Source organism: Methylibium sp. (genome assembly GCF_035762065.1).
Taxonomy (GTDB): Bacteria; Pseudomonadota; Gammaproteobacteria; order Burkholderiales; family Burkholderiaceae_C; genus Methylibium.
The window spans coordinates 213655-231292 of record NZ_DASTPW010000002.1 but is presented as its reverse complement, the minus strand read 5'-3'; the positions used below and the strand labels follow the sequence as shown (position 1 = coordinate 231292).

Below are 17638 nucleotides of genomic sequence, written 5' to 3'. Positions count from 1 at the left end.
CGCGCGATACCCACCGGCGCAACGGCGCTGTGCGCATGGGGCCGGCCGGACCGTCGACGCGATGACCGAAGACCCGACAAGATCGACCTGCCGCTTGCCGAGCCTGCCTCTTGCACCGAGCTCTTCGTCGCCGTCACCGGTCTCGCGCTGCAGGGTTTCGGCGGCGTGCTGCCGATCGCGCAGCGCGTGCTGGTCGAGCACCGGCGCTGGATGACGGGTCCCGGATTCGTCGAACTGCTCGTGCTCGCGCAGGTGCTGCCGGGCCGAACGTCTGCAACCTCGCGGTGATGGTCGGCCACCGTTACTTCGGCCTGCGCGGCGCGCTCGCCGCGTTGGCCGGCATGCTCTCGGCGCCGCTCGCGGTGGTGATGGCCGTGACGCTGCTCTACGCGCCCTTCGCGGACGAGCCGCCGGTAGCCGGCGCCTTGCGCGGCATGGGCGCGGCTGCGGCCGGGATGATCGGCGGCATCGCCTTGAAGCTGGCCAACTCGCTGCGCGGCAGCGCGCTCGGGCCCTGGGCGCTCGCGGCGCTCGCGGGAGCGAGCTACGGCGCGATCGCGCTGTTGCGCTGGACTCGTCGCGGTGCCGCTGGTGCTGGGGCTCGCGGGCGGCACGCTGGCATGGTGGCGGCTGCGCCGCCCACCGCAGGGCGCCGCGTCATGACGATGCCGCCGCTCGATGTGCTCGGTCCGATGTTCGGCCACCTCCTGCTGCTGTCGCTGCTGTCGATCGGCGGCGCGATCTCGAGCACCCGAGATGCACCGCCGGATGGTCGAGGACGCCAAGTTGATCGACGACACGCAGTTCGCCTCGGCCATGGCGATCGCGCAGGCCGCACCGGGTCCCAACCATCGGCGTGCGCGCGTTCAAGCTCGGCATGGCGCCGGTCACGCTGGCGTTGGTCGCCGCCGCCGGCTTCCTGCTCGCAGCGCCGCTCGACGGGCGCGGCCGCCTGCCGCACTGCTGTGCGCGCTGGTCTTGTGGCGCACGCGACCGCATCTGCTGGTGCTGATCGGCGCCGGCGCACTGCTCGGCATGCTTGGCTGGGTGTGAACGAAACCACGCTGCACGCAGGCAGCGGTGACACCTCGAAGCCGTTCTTGCGCCGGCCCCTCGATCGCGGCATGGCGCCGTCACACAAGGCGCCTACGATGGCCGCACGTCGGCTCGAAGCGGTTGTCCGAGACGACACGGGTCGAGCCTCCGGGCCCTGGCGCGCTCCGGCGCGCCACCAACAGGAGCACCAACAAGCAGCCCCTGCCGCGCCGATCGCGCCGCAGGGGCTTCGCTTTCAGGCGGCCGCCGCCAGCGGCTGCGCGGGCAGCCTCGTCACCATCACCTGGTCGATCTTGTGGCTGTCGACGTCGAGCACCTCGAAGCGGTAGCCGCTCGCGACGACCGCGTCGGTGCGCCGCGGGATGCGCCGCAGCATCACCATCATGAAGCCCGCCAGCGTGTCGTACTGGCCCGCGAGCGGCAGCTCGTCGAGACCGAGCGCATGCAGCACGTCGGGGATCGGCGTCACGCCGTCGATCAGCCACGAGCCTTCGTCGCGCCGCACGATCAATTCCTCGACCCAGGGCGCCACCAGGTCGCCCATCACCGTGCTCATCACGTCGTTCAGCGTGATCACGCCCACCACGAGGCTGTACTCGTTCATGATCACCGCGAAGTCGTCGTGCGCCGCGCGGAACTGCTCGATCACCTCGGCCAGCGTCAGCCGGTCGGGAATGACCAGCACCTTCTGCAGGAAGCCTTCGGCGCACAGGTCGATCGGCTGCTCGTTGAGCACGCGGATCAGCAGGTCCTTCGCGTCGACGTAGCCGAGCACCTTGTCGATGCCGCCCTCGCAGACGAGGTAGCTCGAATGCGGGCTCGCTGTCACGCGCGCGCGGATCAGCGCGGGCGCGTCGTCCTTCAGGAAATAGGCGATGCGATCGCGTGCGGTCATCGCGCTTTCGACCGTGCGGACGTCGAGGTCGAAAACGTTGGCGATCAGCTGCTGCTCGTCCTTGGCCAGCACGCCGGCCGCGGTGCCGGCCGCGGCCATCGCCAGGATGTCGGCGTGCGTCACGCGGTCGTCGCGCACCGACTTCAGGCCGAGCAGCTTGAACAGCGCGTCGGCCGCCTTGTCGAAGACCCAGACCACCGGCTTGAGCACCGCCATCAGCGTGCGCATAGGGCCGATCAGCTTGAGCGCGACCGCCTCCGGGTTGCTCAAGCCGAGCCGCTTCGGGAAGAGATCGGCGAACAGGATGAACAGGCTGGTGATCAACAAGAAGGACGCGACGAAGCCGGCCGTCTGCGCCGTCTCGGGCGGGAGCACCGACCCGGCGGCGCGTGCGAGCGCCGGTGTCAAGGCGCCTTCGCCGACGATGCCGCCGAGGATCGCGACCGCGTTGAGCCCGATCTGCGCGACCGTCACGTAGTGCCCCGGCCGCTCCTGCGCGGCGATCACCAGCAGCGCGCGGCCGTCGCCGTCGTCGGCGAGCTGACGCAGCCGCGGCCGGCGCGCGGCGGCCAGCGACAGCTCGGCCATCGAGAAGAAGGCGCTGGCGGCGATCAGCACCGCGATCAGGAAGATGCTGCTGCCGGCGTCCATCGTCGCGGCAGTTTAGGTGCGCAGCTGCACGCCGCCCGTGCCCCGACGGGCGCGGTCAAGCCCGCGTCTTCGCGTCCTCGCGGTCCTGCAGCACGCGCCACAGCACCTTGCCGGCGCCGGATTTCGGCAGCGCCTCGACGAACTCCACCTCGCGCGGCGTCTTGTAGACGGCCATCTGCTCGCGCGACCAGTCGATGATCTGCTGCGCGCTCGCGTCGGGGTGGTCGTGGCGCTTCACGACGACGGCCTTGACCGATTCGCCACGGTAGGCGTCGCGCGTCGCGATCACGCAGGCCTCCTGCACCGCCGGATGCTTGTAGAGCATCAGCTCGACCTCGGCCGGCCAGACCTTGAAGCCGCTCGCGTTGATCATTCGCTTGAGCCGGTCGGTCAGGAAGAAGTAGCCCTCTTCGTCCATGCGGCCGAGGTCGCCGGTACGGAAGTAGAGCTTGTCGCCGGCGCCGGGCGCGTCGATCTTCACGAAGGCCGCTGCGGTCGCTTCGGCATGGCGCCAGTAGCCTTTGAAGACCATCGGGCCGTGCGTGACGATCTCGCCGATCTCCCCCGGCGGCAGCTCACGCAGCGTCTCGGGATCGACGATGCGCGAATCGACGCCGTAGAGCGGGATGCCCAGGCATTGCAGCTTCGCGCGTTCCGGCGGGTTGCCGTGGCTGGGCGCGGCGGTCTCGGTGAGGCCGTAGCCCTCGGCGAACGGCAGGCCGAATTCGTCGAGCAGCCGCTGCGCCACCGCCTGCGGCATCGCCGCGCCGCCACCGCTCAGGTAGCGCAGGCTGCTCAGGTCGAAGCTGCGGTAGTTCGGGCTGCCGAAGAGGTCGATGATCATCGTCGGGATGCAGGTCCAGTGCGTCACGCGATGGCGCCTGATCAGCGCAGCGGCCAGCTCGCGATCCCACCGCGGCATCAGCACCACGGTGCTGCCGAGCACCACCGCGCCGAGCACCGAATACATCATCCCCGTGATGTGGAAGAGCGGCACGACGCCGAGCGAGACCGACTCCGGACCGCCGTAACCCCAGGGCCCGCCGCCGACCGCGTTGCTCATCAGCGTGCGGTGCGTGTGGATGCAGCCTTTGGGCGCGCCGGTGGTGCCGGAGGTGTAGGGCAGCAGCGCGAGGTCGTCGGGCTGCGCGGTGTGCGGGCCGGGCACGTGGCCGGCGGCGAGCACGTCGAGCCAGCGCGAGATCGGCAACTCGGCCGACCCGCCATGCGGCAGCGGCGGATCGGCCGCGAGCCACTGCGCCATCGCCGCGGGCACCGGCAGGTCGGCCGGCAGCGCCGACGGCAACGCGTCGGCGTAGCGGGTGACGACGAGGTGACGCAGCCTGCGTTCGGCCGGCTGCTGCGCATCGGCCGCGGCGACGTGTGCGGCCAGGTCGGCGCTCGCGAACACCACCACGGTCTCCGGATCGGCGATGTAGTGACTGAACTCGTCGGCCTTGTTCATCGGGTTGACCGGCACCACCACCGCGTTCGCGCGCAGCACCGCGTAGTACGCGACCGCGTACTGCGGGCAGTTCTGCAGGTACAGCGCGACGCGGTCGCCGGCCTTCACGCCGGCGACCTGCTCGAGCCAGCCCGCGAGCGCCTCGGCCTGGCTGAAGAGCTCGCGATAGCTCAGCGTGCGGCCGAAGAAGACGTAGGCCGGCTTGTCGGGGTAGCGGCGCGCGCTGACCTCGAGGTTGAACCACAGGCTCGTCTCGGGCACGACCAGCTCGCGCGGCAGCCGCGCCGGCCAATGCTTCAGGTGCGGTCGGTCGGCGGGGACTGCGCTCATGCGACCGGTATACCCGCGGGGGCGGCCGAGAGACATCGGGTGCGGCACGGGGCCGGTGGGCGGCTCGGCCCCAGACGGTGGACGCCCGGCGCCTTCCCGCCGCGCCCAGCCCCCGCCGTATCCTCGCCGCCCTCATCGCAACCAGGACCCGCCATGCCCACCACCACACCCTCCGGCCTGCAGATCGACGACACCACGGTGGGCAGCGGCGCGACCGCGCAGGCGGGCCAGGAGGTCCGCGTGCACTACACCGGCTGGCTGTTCGACGACGGCAAGGCCGGCCGCAAGTTCGATTCGAGCAAGGACCGCGGCGAGCCCTTCGAGTTCTCGCTCGGTGCCGGCCAGGTCATCCGCGGCTGGGACGAAGGCGTCGCCGGCATGCAGGCCGGCGGCACGCGCCGGCTCGTGATCCCGCCGCAGCTCGGCTATGGCGCGCGCGGTGCCGGCGGCGTGATCCCGCCGAACGCGACGCTGTTGTTCGAAGTGGAACTGCTCGGCCTGCGCGACTGAGCCGCTCAGCTGAAGTCGCCGCAGACGACGCGCACCGTGCCGTCGGCGCAGCGGAAGGCGATCGACGCCGTCTCGCACAGGTGGGCGCCGTGCAACGTGCGGTAGGGCCGGCTGATCTGCACCGTGCCGACGGCCGCCATCGCGCGGCGGAAGTAGGGCCGGCTGGCCCAGCAGGCGCCGCGCGTGTCGTGCACCGGCGCGAAGGCCGCACCGCTGGCGAGCGCGGCGTTCGCGCCCGGCCGGTTGCGGCCGATCTGGCGGCCGGTGGCGTCGAGCAGGTAGCACAGCTCGGTGCGCGGCAGCGCACGGAAGCCTTGGGTCGCTTCGTCGAACGGCCGGCCGACGGCCAGCTGCGCCGCGGCCTCGGCGATCGCGGCGCGGTAGGGACGCACGCGCTCGCGGTAGCGCGCCTCGTCGCCGCGCCAGCGGTCACCGAAGGCGAGCCAGAGCTTGTCGATCGATGCACGCGCGTGATCGGGCGCCACCAGCTCCGGCTGCGGCCGCGCGAAGAACCAGCCCTGCACCAGATCGACGTCGGCCTCCAGCGCGAACTGCGCCTCGGCTTCGGTCTCGACGCCTTCCATCAGTACCAGCGCGCCGCATTCGTGCAGCAGCGAAACCATCTGCGTGACGACGCGGCGTGCGCTCGGCTCGGCGGCCGAGCGCGCGACGAGGCTGCGGTCGAGCTTGACGATCTCGGGGCGCAGGCGCCAGACGCGGTCGAAGTTGGAATGGCCAGCGCCGAAGTCGTCGAGCGCGATCAGCCCGCCCTGCCCGCGCACCAGCGCGACGGCGGCGTCGAAGTCGGCGTCGTCGCGTACCGCGTCTTCGAGCACTTCGAGCACCAGCGCGTGCGGCGCGAGCCCGAAGCGCGCGGCGGTGCGGGCGATGAAGTGGTCGAGCTTCGACGCCTGCGGCTGCGCGAAGACCTGCGGATGCAGGTTGAGGAACAGCCACTGCTCGGCCAGCGCCCGGCGCGCGTAGTTGGCCGCGTGCACGGTGCGCGCGAGGCGATCGCGCCAGAGCAGTTCGTGCGCATCGGCCACGTTGAAGAAGCGCGGCGGCGCGACGGGCTGGCCTTCGGCGTCGCTGGCGCGCAGCAGCGCCTCGTGGCCGACGACGCGGCCGTGCGCGAGGCTCACGATCGGTTGGAAGTGACTTGCGAGGGTGTAGCCGCCGTGCGCCGCGATCCAGGGCCGGGCGGCGGCTTCGCAAGCGCGGACCTCGAGCCGGGCGAAGGCGGTGTCGGCATCGCCGGCCGGGTCGATCGACGGCTCGGCGGGCGGCGAAACGAGGGACAACGGGCTCATGGCGGCGCGAGGCGCAGGACGACGACGGGTTTTTCCAAGCTGAGCATTTCGGCAAGCAAGTCCTTCGCCTGAGGCCTTCGACGCGCATCCCGGGCTGCTCCGGGTGAAGCGCGTGAACCCCTGCCGCGCGCCGCCCCGCGCTGGTGAGCGCGTACGCGGCGACGCGCCGGGGCAGTGCATCAGAATCGGCCGCCTTCCGGCAACCGGCCGCCCGCGGCCCTGGCGATGCCCCGACTCCAGCTTCCTCCGCTGTCGCGCCTGCCGATCCGCGGCGCGCTGCTCAGCGTGCGCGACCTGCTCGCCACCGGCGGTCCCTTCATCCTGCTGGCGATCGGCCTCGTCGTCGCGGCCTACTGGCTGCTCGATCCCAACCCGCCCCGCCAGGTGACGCTGGCCACCGGCGCCGACCAGGGCGCCTACGCCGAGTTCGGCCGCCGCTACCGCACGGCGCTCGCCCGCTACGGCATCGACGTCGTGCTGCGGCCGACGCAGGGCTCGGGCGAGAACCTCGAGCTGCTGCAGAAGGAGCACGACCCGGTCGACCTGGCCTTCGTGCAAGGCGGCGCCGACCGCATCGGCGAGGCGAACGACGACGAAGGCGCGAAGCTCGTCTCGCTCGGCAGCCTGTTCTACGAGCCGGTGTGGCTGTTCTACCGCGAGGCCGCCGCGAGGCAGAAGCTCGGCGGCAAGCCGCTGGAGAGCCTGATGCAGCTCAAGGGCTGGAAGGTCGGCATCGGCGCGGAAGGCAGCGGCGTCACGAACCTGAGCTACCGGCTGCTGGAGATGAACGGCATGTCGCCGAACGACATCGTCGGCCAGCGCCAGGGCCAGACGCAGGCGGTGGTGAGCCTCGTGACCGGCGAGTCCGACGCGATCGTGCTCACCTCCGCGCCCGAGGCGCCGCTGGTGCAGCTGCTGCTCGTGACGCCCGGCATCAGGCTGATGAGCTGGGCGCAGGCCGAGGCGTATTCGCGCCGGCTGCCGATGCTGGTGCCGGTGACGCTGCCGCGCGGCGTGGTGCAGCTCGCGCAGAACAACCCGCCCGAAGACGTGGAGCTGCTCGCGCCGATGGCCATGCTGGCCGCGCGCGCCGACACCCACCCGGCGCTGCAGCAGCTGTTCGTGCAGGTCGCCAACGAAATCCACAGCGAGGCCGGCTGGTTCCAGCGCCGCGGCGAGTTCCCGAACCGCCGCGCGAGCGACCTGCCGATGTCGAAGGTCGCCGACCGCTTCTACGAGAACGGCCCGCCGTTCCTGCAGCGCTACCTGCCGTTCTGGCTGGCCAACCTGATCGACCGGATGTGGGTCGTGATCGCCTCGCTGATCGTCGTGCTGCTGCCCCTGTCGCGCGTGCTGCCGCCGCTGTACGAGCTGCGCATCCGCTCGCGCGTGTTCCGCTGGTACGCACGGCTGCGGCAGATCGAGGCCGGGCTCGCGCCGGCCGAGCCGGGCGCGGCGGCGAGCGCGACACCCGAGCAGGCGCAGGCGCTGCTGGAGGAGCTCGACGACCTCGACGCGCGCGTCAAGCGGCTGTCGGTGCCGCTGGCCTACACCGACGAGCTGTACGCGCTGCGCAGCCACATCGACCTGGTGCGCACGAAGCTGCGCGGCTCCACGCCGGCGCCCGCCGCCTAGCGGCAGCGCCGAGCCGGTGCGTCGCCGCGCGCGCTGGCACAGTGCCCGCAACCGGCCCGTTCGGCGGTTTTCTCCAACCACGAACGACACGAACGACAACAACGCGCCATGAACGCTTCCCCCTCCAGCGCGGCCACCGGCCGGCCCCGCGTCGTGATCGTCGGCTGCGGCTTCGGCGGCATCGAGGCGGTTCGGGCGATCGCGCGGATCGACGCCGAGATCACGCTGATCGACCGCACCAACCACCACCTGTTCCAGCCGCTGCTCTACCAGGTGGCGACCGCCGGGCTCACCGCGCCGTCGATCTCCGGGCCGATCCGCCACATCCTGCGCCGCGAGATGCGCACCGGCCGGCTCACCGTGCTGCTCGGCGAGGTGACCGGCATCGATGCCGCGCAGCGCGACGTGATCGTCGCGGCGCCCGACGCCTCGGGCCGCGAGGAGCGCATCGCCTACGACCACCTGATCGTCGCCGCCGGCGCGACGCACAGCTATTTCGGCCACGACGAGTGGGCCGTGCACGCGCCGGGCCTGAAGACGCTGGCCGACGCCTTCGACATCCGCCGCCGCGTGCTGCTGGCCTTCGAGCGCGCCGAGCGCGAGTCCGATCTCGCCGAGCGCCAGGCCTGGCTCACCTTCGCGGTCGTGGGCGCGGGGCCGACCGGCGTCGAGATGGCCGGCATGCTGGCCGAGATCGCCCAGCACACGCTGCAGGACGAGTACCGCCGCATCGACTCGCGGCGCGCACGGGTGCTGCTGGTCGAGGGCGGGCCGCGGGTGCTCGGGGCCTTCACCGAGCCGATGTCGCGCAAGGCGCTCGAGCAGCTCGACGAGCTCGGCGTCGAAGTGCTGACCGGCGCGCGCGTCAACCGCATCGACGCGAGCGGCCTCGGTTTCGACGCGCCCGACGCGAGCCAGGGGCTGACGAACATCGCCGCGCGCACCGTCGTCTGGGCCGCCGGCGTCGCCGCTTCGCCGCTCGGCAAGGCGCTCGCGGCCAGCGCCGGCTGCACGCTCGACCGTGCCGGGCGGGTCGTCGTCGAGCCGGATCTTTCGCTGCCCGGCCACCCGGAGATCCAGGTGATCGGCGATCTCGCCGCCGCGCACAGCCATCCGAAGCGCGGCGCGCCGAAGCCGGTGCCCGGCGTCAGCCCGGCGGCCAAGCAGATGGGCCGCACCGCCGCGGCGAACCTGGTGCGCCGGCTGCGCGGCGAGCCGACGCGGCCGTTCCGCTACGTCGACTACGGTGCGCTCGCCACCATCGGACGGCGCGCGGCGATCGCGTCGGTCGATGTGCCCCTGCTGAACCGCCAGGTGCACTTCAGCGGCATGCCGGCCTGGCTGTTCTGGCTTTTCGTGCACATCTATTTCCTGATCGGCTTTCGCAACCGGCTCGTCGTGCTGAGCGACTGGGCCTGGGCCTACTTCAGCTTCGAGCGACAGGCGCGCGTGGTCGCCGAGCCGCGGCCCGCGTTCAAGGGCAGCGCCGACCCGGCTGCCTAGAATTCCCGCTCGGCCGACCGGCCGCCGAAGTCATCCGAGGGCCGCGCGCGACCCGCCGGCCACAGGGAGCCCCGCCATGGATACCCGCACCTCGCCGATCCGACTGCGGCTCGACCGCCTGCGCGAGGCGATGCGCGCCGCCGGCCACGACGCCGTGCTGCTGCCCTCGAGCGATCCGCACCTGTCCGAGTACCTGCCGGCGCACTGGCAGGGCCGCGAATGGTTCTCGGGCTTCACCGGCTCGGTCGCGACGCTCGTCGTGCTGGCCGACCGCGCGGCGCTGTTCGCCGACAGCCGCTACTGGTCACAGGCCGAATCGCAGCTCGCCGGCAGCGGCATCGAGCTGGTGAAGCTGGCGAGCGTCGGCGCCAGCGGCCATCTGCCCTGGCTGGCCGAGCAGCTGCGGCCGGGCCAGACGCTCGCGGTCGATGCGGCGGTGCTGGCGCTCGACGCGCACACCGCGCTCAAGCGCGCGATGGACGCCGCCGGGGTGAAGCTCTTGACCGACGCCGACCCGCTGGCCGCCGCCTGGCCCGAGCGGCCGGCGCTGCCCGCCGCGGCGATCTACGAGCACCGTGCGCCGCACGCCGCGACGGCACGCGCCGACAAGCTCGCGCAGCTGCGCGCTGCGATGGCCGAGCGCGGCGCGACGCATCACTGGATCTCGACGCTCGACGACCTCGCCTGGCTCACCAACCTGCGCGGCGCGGACGTCGACTACAACCCGGTCTTCCTCGGCCACGCGCTGCTTTCGATGCAGACGCTGACGCTGTTCGTCGATCCTTCGAAGCTCGACGCCAGCCTGGTGGCGACGCTCGCGCGCGACGGCGTGGCTGTGCGGTCCTACGCCGAAGCCGCGGCGGCGCTCGCCGCGCTGCCGCGCGAGGCGACGCTGCTGATCGATCCGAAGCGCATCACGCTCGGCCTGCGCCAGGCGGTGCCGCCGGCGGCAAGGCTGGTCGAGGCGATCAACCCCAGCACGCTCGCCAAGAGCCGCAAGACCGACGCCGAGGCCGCCTTCGTCCGCGAGGCGATGGCGCGTGACGGCGCCGCGATGTGCGCGTTCTATGCCTGGTTCGAAGCGGCGCTCGGCCGCGAAGCGATCACCGAACTGACGGTGGCCGAACGGCTGAGCGCCGAACGCGCGAAGCAGCCGGACTTCGTCAGCCTGAGCTTCCCGGTGATCGCCGGCTTCAACGCCAACGGCGCGCTGCCCCACTACCGGGCGAGCGCCGACGCGCATGCGGTGATCTCGCGCGCCGACGCGCTCGCGGCCGAGGGGCTGCTGCTGATCGACTCCGGCGGCCAGTACCTCGGCGGCACCACCGACATCACGCGCGTGTGGCCGATCGGCTCGCCGACCGCCGAGATGAAGCGCGACTACACGCTGGTCCTGAAGGGCACGATCGCGCTGAGCCGCATGCGCTTCCCGCGCGGCACGCCGGGGCCGATGCTCGACGCGATCGCGCGCGCGCCGCTGTGGGCCGAAAGCCTCGACTTCGGCCACGGCACCGGCCACGGGGTCGGCTATTTCCTCAACGTGCACGAGGGCCCGCAGACGATCAGCCGCGCGCTCCCGGCTCCCGAGACGGCGATGCAGCCCGGCATGATCACCAGCATCGAGCCCGGCCTCTACCGCCCCGGCCGCTGGGGTGTGCGCATCGAGAACCTGGTGCTCAACGTGCCGGCGCCGGCCGACGGCTTCGGCGAGTTCCTCGCCTTCGAGACGCTGAGCCTGTGCCCGATCGACACGCGCTGCATCGAGCGCTCGCTGCTGCGCGACGACGAAGTCGCCTGGCTCGACGCCTACCACGCGACGGTGCGCCAGCGGCTGGCGCCGCTGGTGCGGGGCGGGGCGCGCGACTGGCTGGAGGCGCGGACGCGGTCGCTGTAGGCGAGCGACGCCGCTACTCGTCGTCGCCGCCGAGGATCCCGCCGAGCAAGCCGCCGCCCACCAACCCGCCGAGCACGCCACCCTCCTCGCGCGAGCCGCCGCGCTGCGGTGCTGCCGCGAACACGCGCGAGGCCAGCCGCGAGAACGGCAGGCTCTGCAGCCACACGGTGCCGGGGCCGGTGAGCTTGGCGAAGAACAGGCCTTCGCCGCCGAACAGCGCCGTCTTGATCTTGCCGACGTACTGGATCTCGAAGTCCACGCTCGGCATGTAGGCCACGACGCAGCCGGTGTCCACCAGCAGCGTCTGGCCGGCCGCCAGTTCGCGCTTGAGCACCGTGCCGCCGGCATGCACGAAGGCAAGGCCGTCGCCGTCGAGCTTCTGCATGATGAAGCCCTCGCCGCCGAAGAAGCCGACGCCGAGCTTGCGCTGGAAGGCGATGCCGAGCGCGACGCCCTTGGCCGCGCAGAGGAAGGCGTCCTTCTGGCAGATCAGCGTGCCGCCGAGCGCCTTCAGGTCCATCGGCAGGATCTTGCCCGGGTAGGGCGCGGCGAAGGCGACGCGCTGCTTGCCCTGACCCTGGTTCGTGTAGACGGTGGTGAACAGCGATTCGCCGGTGACCAGCCGCTTGCCCGCCCCGAGCAGCTTGCCGAACAGGCCGCCCTGGTTCGCCGAGCCGTCGCCGAACACCGTGTCCATGCCGATCGCGGCGTCCATGAACATCATGCTGCCGGCCTCCCCGATGGCTGCCTCGCCCGGGTCGAGTTCGACCTCGACGAACTGCATCTCGGCGCCCCGGATCTCGTAATCCACCACGTCCATCGCCATCACGGCCTCCTGTATCGCTTGCTTGACGAAACCGGCTTGCGTTTGTTCACAAGCCGGCGCGCGGCGATGGTATCGAAGCGGGGAGATGTCACTTCCGGCGTGGCACGGCTTCTTCCACAATCGCCCGGCCGCGGTCCACAGGCTGTGCGTCCGGGCGCCGATCGTCTCCGCCGAGACCCCCTTGGACCCCCGAGCCCTCCCCGCCGACGCCTGGATCCACGTGCCGACACTGCTCGTCGTGTCGGTCGCCGTGATGTTCAGCATCGCGATCGTGATGGCCCTGTTCGGCGCCACCCATCGCGTCTACCGCGGCTACTGGGCATGGACCTTCGCGATGGCGGTCGCGCCGCTTGGCACGGTCTTCATGAGCCTGCGTCCGCAGTGGCCGCTCGCCGCCGTTCCCGGCGGTCTGCTGCTCATGAGCTGGCCGATGCTGGTGCTGCTGGGCGTTCGTCGTTTCCACGTGCGCGATGCCCAGCTCGGCACCCGCACGACCGATGCGCTGGTGTTCACCGCCTGCTTCGGCGTGTGGCTGGCCCTGTGGGCCAACCACGTGCCCGATTCGATCCGCCTGATCGCCTTCGTGCTGGGCATGCTGGTGTTGCACCTCCATGCATGCGTGGTGATGGCCTGGCTGGTGCGCGCGCGCAGCGGCACCGCGCTGCGCATGATGATCGGCGTCCTGCTGCTGGCCGGCTCCGTGCCCGCGCTGCGGCTCGTGTGGGTGATGTTCTTCGCGCAGCCGGGCTCGGTCGTCGGCCATCCGCTGCTCAGCGTGGGCGTGGTGCTGCCGCAGATCGTCGGCATGCTGTGCGCCGCCTACCTGTGCCTGGTGCTGACGCACGAGCGCACCGTCGAGGACCTGCACGAGACGCAGCGCCAGCTGCGCGAGCTCGCCGACATCGACATGCTCACCCAGGTGCCGAACCGCCGCCGCGTCGAGGAGCTTGCCCAGCGCATCGTCGGCCACGCCGCGGCGGTGCCGACGGTGCTGATGCTGTTCGACATCGACCACTTCAAGCTCATCAACGACACCCACGGCCACGCCGCCGGAGACGAGGCGCTGCGCGTCGTGGCGCGCTGTGCGCGCGAGACGCTGCGCACGCGCGACGTGCTCGGCCGCATCGGCGGCGACGAGTTCATGCTGCTGCTGCCCGGCGCAACCGTCGATCACGCGCTGCAGATCGCCGACCGCATCACGCGCCGGCTCGACGCGCAGCACGGAGCGGGCGCGCTGTCGCTCTCGCTGAGCTTCGGCGTGGTGCAGCTCGAACCGGGCGAGCCGATGGACGCCGCGCAGCGCCGCGCCGATGCCGCGCTCTACGAGGCCAAGCGCCAAGGCCGGCGCCGCGCGGTGCCGGCCGGCATGCACGGCCGCCACACCGTGTTCGGCGAAAGCAAGGCGCTCGGGCTCGATCCGCTCGCGCCGGTCTGAGTCGGCCCCGGCCCGGACCGGCTGCGCCGGCCTACTTGGCCAGGCCGGCGTTCGGGAAGAACAGCTGCTGGCCGCCGATCTGGTAGCTCGCGATCGTCGCCTGCCCCTCCGGCGACACGACCCAGTCGGCGAAGCTCTGCGCGAGCGCGGTCTTCGTATGAGGGTGCTTGGCCGGATCGACCACGATCACGCCGTACTGGTTGAACAGCCGCTTGTCGCCTTCGACCAGCACCGCGAGCTCGGCGCGGTTCTTGAAGCTGAGCCAGGTACCGCGGTCGGCCAGCACGTAGGCGCTGCTCGACGCGGCGATGTTCAGCGCCGGCCCCATGCCGCAGCCGCACTCCTGGTAAGCCGCGAACACGGCCTTGGGCGCTTCGATGCCGGCGGCCTTCCAGTAGCGCAGTTCGGCCGCGTGCGTGCCGCTCTTGTCGCCGCGCGAGACGAAGCTGCTGCCCTGCCTGGCGAGCCCGGCGAGCGCAGCGACGATGTCCTTGCCCTTGACGCCCGCGGAATCGGCCTTCGGCCCGATCAGCACGAAGTCGTTGTACATGACCGCCGAGCGCTTCAGGCCGTGGCCTTCGGCGACGAACTTCTCCTCGGCGGCCTGGTCATGCACGAACAGCACGTCCGCATCGCCGCGCCGGCCCATGTCGAGCGCCTGGCCGGTGCCGAGCGCGACCACCTTCACGTCGATGCCGCTGGCCTTCTTGAACGCCGGCAGCAGGTGCGCGAACAGGCCCGACTGCTCGGTCGAGGTGGTCGAGGCCATCACGATCGACTTGTCCTGCGCCGACGAAGCCGTGGTGCCAGCCAACGCGGCGAGCGCGGCGGCACAGCAAAGCAGGAAGCGAAGCAGCGAGCGGCGATCTTGGATGTCGTTCATGGCGTCGGTGGGTGGCCAGCAAGGCGGCTGCGGGGCGCGCCGCGCGCCGCGCGGCGGTGGCGGTGGCGGTGGCGGTGGCGGTGGCGGTGGCGGTGGCGGTGGTGGTGGCGGTGGCGGTGGCGGTGGCGCGCGATTCTGGTGAAGGCGCGGCCGCTTGCCGATAGGGCCGCGCCTGCATATCGCCGCGGCTCCGAGGCGCTGGCGGCATCGACCGCATGGCTCCGCGGCGCACCGGCTTCTCGATCGACCTGCACTACCGCTTCGAGCGTCCCGGCGAGCCGCGTCGCACGTTGACCCATCCGCGGATCGCGGTGCTGCGCGCGGTGCATCGGGGCGGCTCGATCCAGGCGGCGGCCAAGAGCCTGCGGCAGTCCTACCGCCACGTCCGGGGGCTGCTGCGCGACGCCGAGGAGCAGCTGGGTTGCGGCCTCTTCACCTGGGTGCGCGGCGAAGGCTCGACGCTCACCGATCGCGGCCTCGCGCTGCTGCATCCCGAAGACCTGGCGCTGCAGATCGAGTCGCTGCGCAGCGGACCGCGCCACGTGCGCAACGTCGCGCGCATCGAGGTGCGGATCCTGCGCGACTGAGCCGCCGCGCTCAGGCGGCGCAGCCCGGCTCGGCGGCCGGCAGCCCGGCCAGCGGCACGGGCGCGGGGATCCGGTAGCCGTGACGCGCCGCGGTCAGTTCCGCGAGGATGCTCACCGCCAGCTCGGGCGGCGTGCGCGCGCCGTTCTTCAGGCCGACCGGGCCGTGCAGCCGGTCGAGCTGCGCGGCGCTCAGCCCGAAGTGCTCTTCGAGCCGCTCGCGCCGCTTGCGCTGGTTCGTGTGCGAGCCGATCGCGCCGACGTAGAAGGCCGGGCCTTGCAGCGCCTCGATCAGCGCGAGGTCGTCGAGCTTCGGGTCGTGGCTGAGCGCGATGACGGCGGTGTGCGCATCGGGCCGCAGTGCCGTCACCGCGTCGTCGGGCATGCCTTCGGCGCGCTTGACGCCGGGCAGCGCCCAGGTGGCGGCGTGCTCCTCGCGCGGGTCGCAGACCAGCACCTCATAGTCGAGCGCGAGCGCCATGCTGGCGAGGTACTGCGTCAGCTGCCCGGCGCCGATGATCAGCAGCCGCCAGCTCGGGCCATGCACGCTGACGAGCACCTCGGCGTCGAGCCGCAGCGCATCGGCTTCGCGCGCTTCGCTCAGCTCGACCGCGCCGCTGGCCCGGTCGAGCCGCCGGCGCACCCGCTCGCCGCGTTCGAGCCGCGCGAGCAGCGCGTCGATCGCGCTGGCCTCGCTCACGGTCTCCATCACCAGCTCGATCGTGCCGCCACATGGCAGGCCGAAGCGCGCGGCCTCGTCGCCGGCGACGCCGTAGCGCACGATCTGCACCGGCTCGGCCGCGCGCTCGCCGGCACGCACCCGCGCGACCAGGTCGTCCTCGATGCAGCCGCCCGACACGGAGCCGGCCATCTGCCCGTCGTCGCGCAGCGCGACCAGCGCGCCCACCGGCCGCGGTGCCGAGCCCCAGGTGCGCGTGACGGTGCCCAGCACCACGCGATGCCCCGCGGCGCGCCAGTCGCGCACCGCCTTCAAGACTTGCAGATCGACGTTGTCCATGCCTGCGCGGATCGTCGTGAGGCCGCGATGATCGTGCAGCGCCCGCGCGCCGCGCGCCAGCGCGCGCAATCCCCTAGCGCGCCGGGCGCTTGGATCGGCTGAGCGCCGCAGTCCGCGTCGGCGCCGCTACCAGGGCAGCTCGCCGCGCACGAACAGCTGCGCTTCGCGCGGCAGCCCGGCGTGGCCGTCGAAAAAGCGCGCGGCCGGCACGTCGGCGAGCACGCGGCCGTGTTCGAGGTAGATCACGCGGCTCGCGAGCCGCTTGACCTGGCCGAGGTTGTGCGAGGCGACGATCAGCGTCAGGCCCTGCTTGGCGAACTCCGCGAGCAGCGCTTCGACCTCGCGCTTCGCGGTCGGGTCAAGGCTGGCGGTCGGCTCGTCGAGCAGCAGCACGTCGGGTCGCAGCGCCCAGGCGCGGGCGAGCGCGAGCCGCTGTTGCTGGCCGCCCGACAGCGCACGCGCCGGCCGCCTCGCCTCGGCTTGCAGGCCGACGCGCTGCAGCGCCTCGGCGCAGCGCGCGGCGGCCGCGGCGCCGTGCACGCCGTGCAGCCAGAGCCCCAGCCGCAGGTTGGCCCGCACTGAAAGCCGCAGCAGGAAGGGCCGCTGGAACAGCATCGCGATGCGCAGCCCGGCGTCGCGCTGCGCACGCCGGCCTGCGCTCGGCGCGAGCAGCCCGTGCAGCACGCGCAGCAGGCTGCTCTTGCCCGAGCCGTTGGCGCCGACCAGCGCGATGCGCTCGCCGCGCGCCACCGCCAGGCTCACCTCGCGCAGCGCGGTGTGCGCGCCGTAGCGCAGGCCGACGCGGTCGAGCTCGATCAGCGCCGGCTCAGCCATGGGCCGCTCCGCGATCGCGATGCGTCGCCCACCAGCGCACCGCGGCGATCAGCGCATTGAGCAGCAGCACGACGCCCAGCAGCACGATGCCCAGCGCGAGCGCCAGCGGCAGGTCGCCCTTGCTGGTCTCGAGCGCGATCGCGGTGGTCATCACGCGGGTGTGGCCGTCGATGTTGCCGCCGACGATCATCACCGCGCCCACCTCCGAGATGGCGCGGCCGAAGGCGGCGAGCAGCACCGTCAGCAGCGCGAGCCGCTCGTCCCACAGCAGCAGCGCGGCCGCGACCCCGCGGCCGGCGCCAAGCGAGCGCAGCTGCTCGCCGTGCTGCTTCCAGCTCGCGGCGATCGCCTCGCGCGTCAGCGCGGCGACCACCGGCACGACGAGCACCGTCTGCGCGATCACCATCGCGCCCGGCGTGAACAACAGGCCCCAGCTGCCCAGCGGCCCGGAGCGCGACAGCAGCAGGTAGACCACCAGCCCGACGACGACCGACGGCAGCGCGAGCAGCGTGTTCAGCACCACGAGCATCGAGCGCCGGCCCGGAAAGCGCAGCACGGCGAGCGCCGCGCCGGCGGCAAGCCCGAAACCGGCGGCGATCAGGCAGGCGCTGCCGCTGACGGCCAGCGACAGGCCGACCACCCGCAGCAGTTGCAGATCGGCATGCACGATCAGGCCGAAGGCGGCCTGCAGGCTTTCGGTGAAGGCGTTCATCTCGAGGGCGTCGCGCATGCGGCTCGGTCCGCAGGCCCGCTGCGGCACACTGCGGCGCCGAAGGAAAAGCCCTCCTGCGAGGGCCGGGCGCATGGTA

General features: G+C 72.3%; 15 protein-coding genes and 1 pseudogene. 8 read left to right on the top strand and 8 right to left on the bottom strand.

Annotated features, from left to right (window positions below):
• Positions 1–165 precede the first annotated feature (165 nt).
• A pseudogene (locus tag VFR90_RS01250) lies at positions 166–1385 on the top strand (chromate transporter).
• Here the strand turns inward: VFR90_RS01250 and paeA are convergent.
• Positions 1292–2602 (bottom strand): polyamine export protein PaeA, encoded by a 1311-nt coding sequence (gene paeA / locus VFR90_RS01245; RefSeq protein ID WP_326404104.1) that lies wholly within the window; start codon positions 2600–2602, stop codon positions 1292–1294. The pseudogene VFR90_RS01250 and the gene paeA sit on opposite strands and share 94 nt — an antisense overlap.
• 55 nt (positions 2603–2657) lie before the next feature.
• Complete coding sequence (locus tag VFR90_RS01240) at positions 2658–4397, bottom strand: long-chain fatty acid--CoA ligase (protein WP_326404103.1); 1740 nt, start codon at positions 4395–4397, stop codon at positions 2658–2660.
• A gap of 153 nt (positions 4398–4550) precedes the next feature.
• On the opposite strand from VFR90_RS01240, the gene VFR90_RS01235 reads away from it, so the two are divergent.
• The gene (locus tag VFR90_RS01235) at positions 4551–4907 is read left to right on the top strand and encodes an FKBP-type peptidyl-prolyl cis-trans isomerase (RefSeq protein WP_326404102.1); all 357 of its coding nucleotides are present in this window, start codon (positions 4551–4553) and stop codon (positions 4905–4907) included.
• 5 nt (positions 4908–4912) lie between these two features.
• On the opposite strand, the gene VFR90_RS01230 is transcribed toward VFR90_RS01235, so the two are convergent.
• Positions 4913–6217, bottom strand: coding sequence for an EAL domain-containing protein (locus VFR90_RS01230; RefSeq protein ID WP_326404100.1), 1305 nt, complete (start codon positions 6215–6217; stop codon positions 4913–4915).
• Positions 6218–6442: 225 nt separating this feature from the next.
• Here VFR90_RS01230 and VFR90_RS01225 point away from each other — a divergent pair, with 225 nt between their 5' ends.
• The 3 genes from VFR90_RS01225 (at position 6443) to VFR90_RS01215 (ending at position 11249) form a co-directional block, all read left to right on the top strand.
• Positions 6443–7852 (top strand): TAXI family TRAP transporter solute-binding subunit, encoded by a 1410-nt coding sequence (locus VFR90_RS01225; RefSeq protein ID WP_326404099.1) that lies wholly within the window; start codon positions 6443–6445, stop codon positions 7850–7852.
• Between the two features lie 108 nt (positions 7853–7960).
• Positions 7961–9355 carry an NAD(P)/FAD-dependent oxidoreductase gene (locus VFR90_RS01220; protein ID WP_326404097.1) on the top strand — a complete coding sequence of 465 codons (1395 nt, stop codon included), beginning with the start codon at positions 7961–7963 and terminating at the stop codon, positions 9353–9355.
• A 76-nt stretch (positions 9356–9431) separates the two neighbouring features.
• Entirely contained in the window at positions 9432–11249 is a 1818-nt protein-coding gene (locus VFR90_RS01215; RefSeq protein WP_326404096.1) for an aminopeptidase P family protein, read from the top strand.
• Between the two features lie 13 nt (positions 11250–11262).
• On the opposite strand, the gene VFR90_RS01210 is transcribed toward VFR90_RS01215, so the two are convergent.
• Positions 11263–12075: a TIGR00266 family protein gene (locus VFR90_RS01210; RefSeq protein WP_326404095.1), complete on the bottom strand. Its 813-nt coding sequence runs from the start codon at positions 12073–12075 to the stop codon at positions 11263–11265.
• Positions 12076–12256: 181 nt separating this feature from the next.
• On the opposite strand from VFR90_RS01210, the gene VFR90_RS01205 reads away from it, so the two are divergent.
• A complete protein-coding gene (locus VFR90_RS01205) occupies positions 12257–13510 on the top strand; it encodes a GGDEF domain-containing protein (RefSeq protein WP_326404094.1) in 1254 nt (417 codons plus the stop codon).
• Between the two features lie 31 nt (positions 13511–13541).
• Here the strand turns inward: VFR90_RS01205 and VFR90_RS01200 are convergent, their stop codons facing one another.
• Positions 13542–14393 carry an ABC transporter substrate-binding protein gene (locus tag VFR90_RS01200; RefSeq protein WP_326404092.1) on the bottom strand — a complete coding sequence of 284 codons (852 nt, stop codon included), beginning with the start codon at positions 14391–14393 and terminating at the stop codon, positions 13542–13544.
• A gap of 11 nt (positions 14394–14404) precedes the next feature.
• Here VFR90_RS01200 and VFR90_RS01195 point away from each other — a divergent pair, with 11 nt between their 5' ends.
• Both VFR90_RS01195 and VFR90_RS01190 read left to right on the top strand, forming a co-directional pair.
• Positions 14405–14557 (top strand): hypothetical protein, encoded by a 153-nt coding sequence (locus tag VFR90_RS01195; protein WP_326404090.1) that lies wholly within the window; start codon positions 14405–14407, stop codon positions 14555–14557.
• 51 nt (positions 14558–14608) lie between these two features.
• Positions 14609–14980, top strand: a complete 372-nt coding sequence (locus VFR90_RS01190) for a winged helix-turn-helix domain-containing protein (RefSeq protein WP_326404088.1) — start codon at positions 14609–14611, stop codon at positions 14978–14980.
• Between the two features lie 10 nt (positions 14981–14990).
• Here the strand turns inward: VFR90_RS01190 and VFR90_RS01185 are convergent, their stop codons facing one another.
• From VFR90_RS01185 to VFR90_RS01175, 3 genes are all read right to left on the bottom strand, one after another.
• Positions 14991–15995: an XdhC family protein gene (locus VFR90_RS01185; protein WP_326404087.1), complete on the bottom strand. Its 1005-nt coding sequence runs from the start codon at positions 15993–15995 to the stop codon at positions 14991–14993.
• Between the two features lie 126 nt (positions 15996–16121).
• Entirely contained in the window at positions 16122–16829 is a 708-nt protein-coding gene (locus VFR90_RS01180; RefSeq protein WP_326404086.1) for an ABC transporter ATP-binding protein, read from the bottom strand.
• Positions 16822–17541, bottom strand: coding sequence for an ABC transporter permease (locus VFR90_RS01175; RefSeq protein WP_326404197.1), 720 nt, complete (start codon positions 17539–17541; stop codon positions 16822–16824). Before VFR90_RS01175 ends, VFR90_RS01180 begins: the two co-directional genes overlap by 8 nt.
• Positions 17542–17638 lie beyond the last annotated feature (97 nt).

Bases quoted from the DNA above. Each gene is read 5' to 3' on its own strand.
- paeA (WP_326404104.1), bottom strand. From the start codon at position 2,602: ATGGACGCCGGCAGCAGCATCTTCCTGATCGCGGTGCTGATCGCCGCC.
- VFR90_RS01240 (WP_326404103.1), bottom strand. From the start codon at position 4,397: ATGAGCGCAGTCCCCGCCGACCGACCGCACCTGAAGCATTGGCCGGCG.
- VFR90_RS01235 (WP_326404102.1), top strand. From the start codon at position 4,551: ATGCCCACCACCACACCCTCCGGCCTGCAGATCGACGACACCACGGTG.
- VFR90_RS01230 (WP_326404100.1), bottom strand. From the start codon at position 6,217: ATGAGCCCGTTGTCCCTCGTTTCGCCGCCCGCCGAGCCGTCGATCGAC.
- VFR90_RS01225 (WP_326404099.1), top strand. From the start codon at position 6,443: ATGCCCCGACTCCAGCTTCCTCCGCTGTCGCGCCTGCCGATCCGCGGC.
- VFR90_RS01220 (WP_326404097.1), top strand. From the start codon at position 7,961: ATGAACGCTTCCCCCTCCAGCGCGGCCACCGGCCGGCCCCGCGTCGTG.
- VFR90_RS01215 (WP_326404096.1), top strand. From the start codon at position 9,432: ATGGATACCCGCACCTCGCCGATCCGACTGCGGCTCGACCGCCTGCGC.
- VFR90_RS01210 (WP_326404095.1), bottom strand. From the start codon at position 12,075: ATGGCGATGGACGTGGTGGATTACGAGATCCGGGGCGCCGAGATGCAG.
- VFR90_RS01200 (WP_326404092.1), bottom strand. From the start codon at position 14,393: ATGAACGACATCCAAGATCGCCGCTCGCTGCTTCGCTTCCTGCTTTGC.
- VFR90_RS01190 (WP_326404088.1), top strand. From the start codon at position 14,609: ATGGCTCCGCGGCGCACCGGCTTCTCGATCGACCTGCACTACCGCTTC.
- VFR90_RS01185 (WP_326404087.1), bottom strand. From the start codon at position 15,995: ATGGACAACGTCGATCTGCAAGTCTTGAAGGCGGTGCGCGACTGGCGC.
- VFR90_RS01180 (WP_326404086.1), bottom strand. From the start codon at position 16,829: ATGGCTGAGCCGGCGCTGATCGAGCTCGACCGCGTCGGCCTGCGCTAC.
- VFR90_RS01175 (WP_326404197.1), bottom strand. From the start codon at position 17,541: ATGAACGCCTTCACCGAAAGCCTGCAGGCCGCCTTCGGCCTGATCGTG.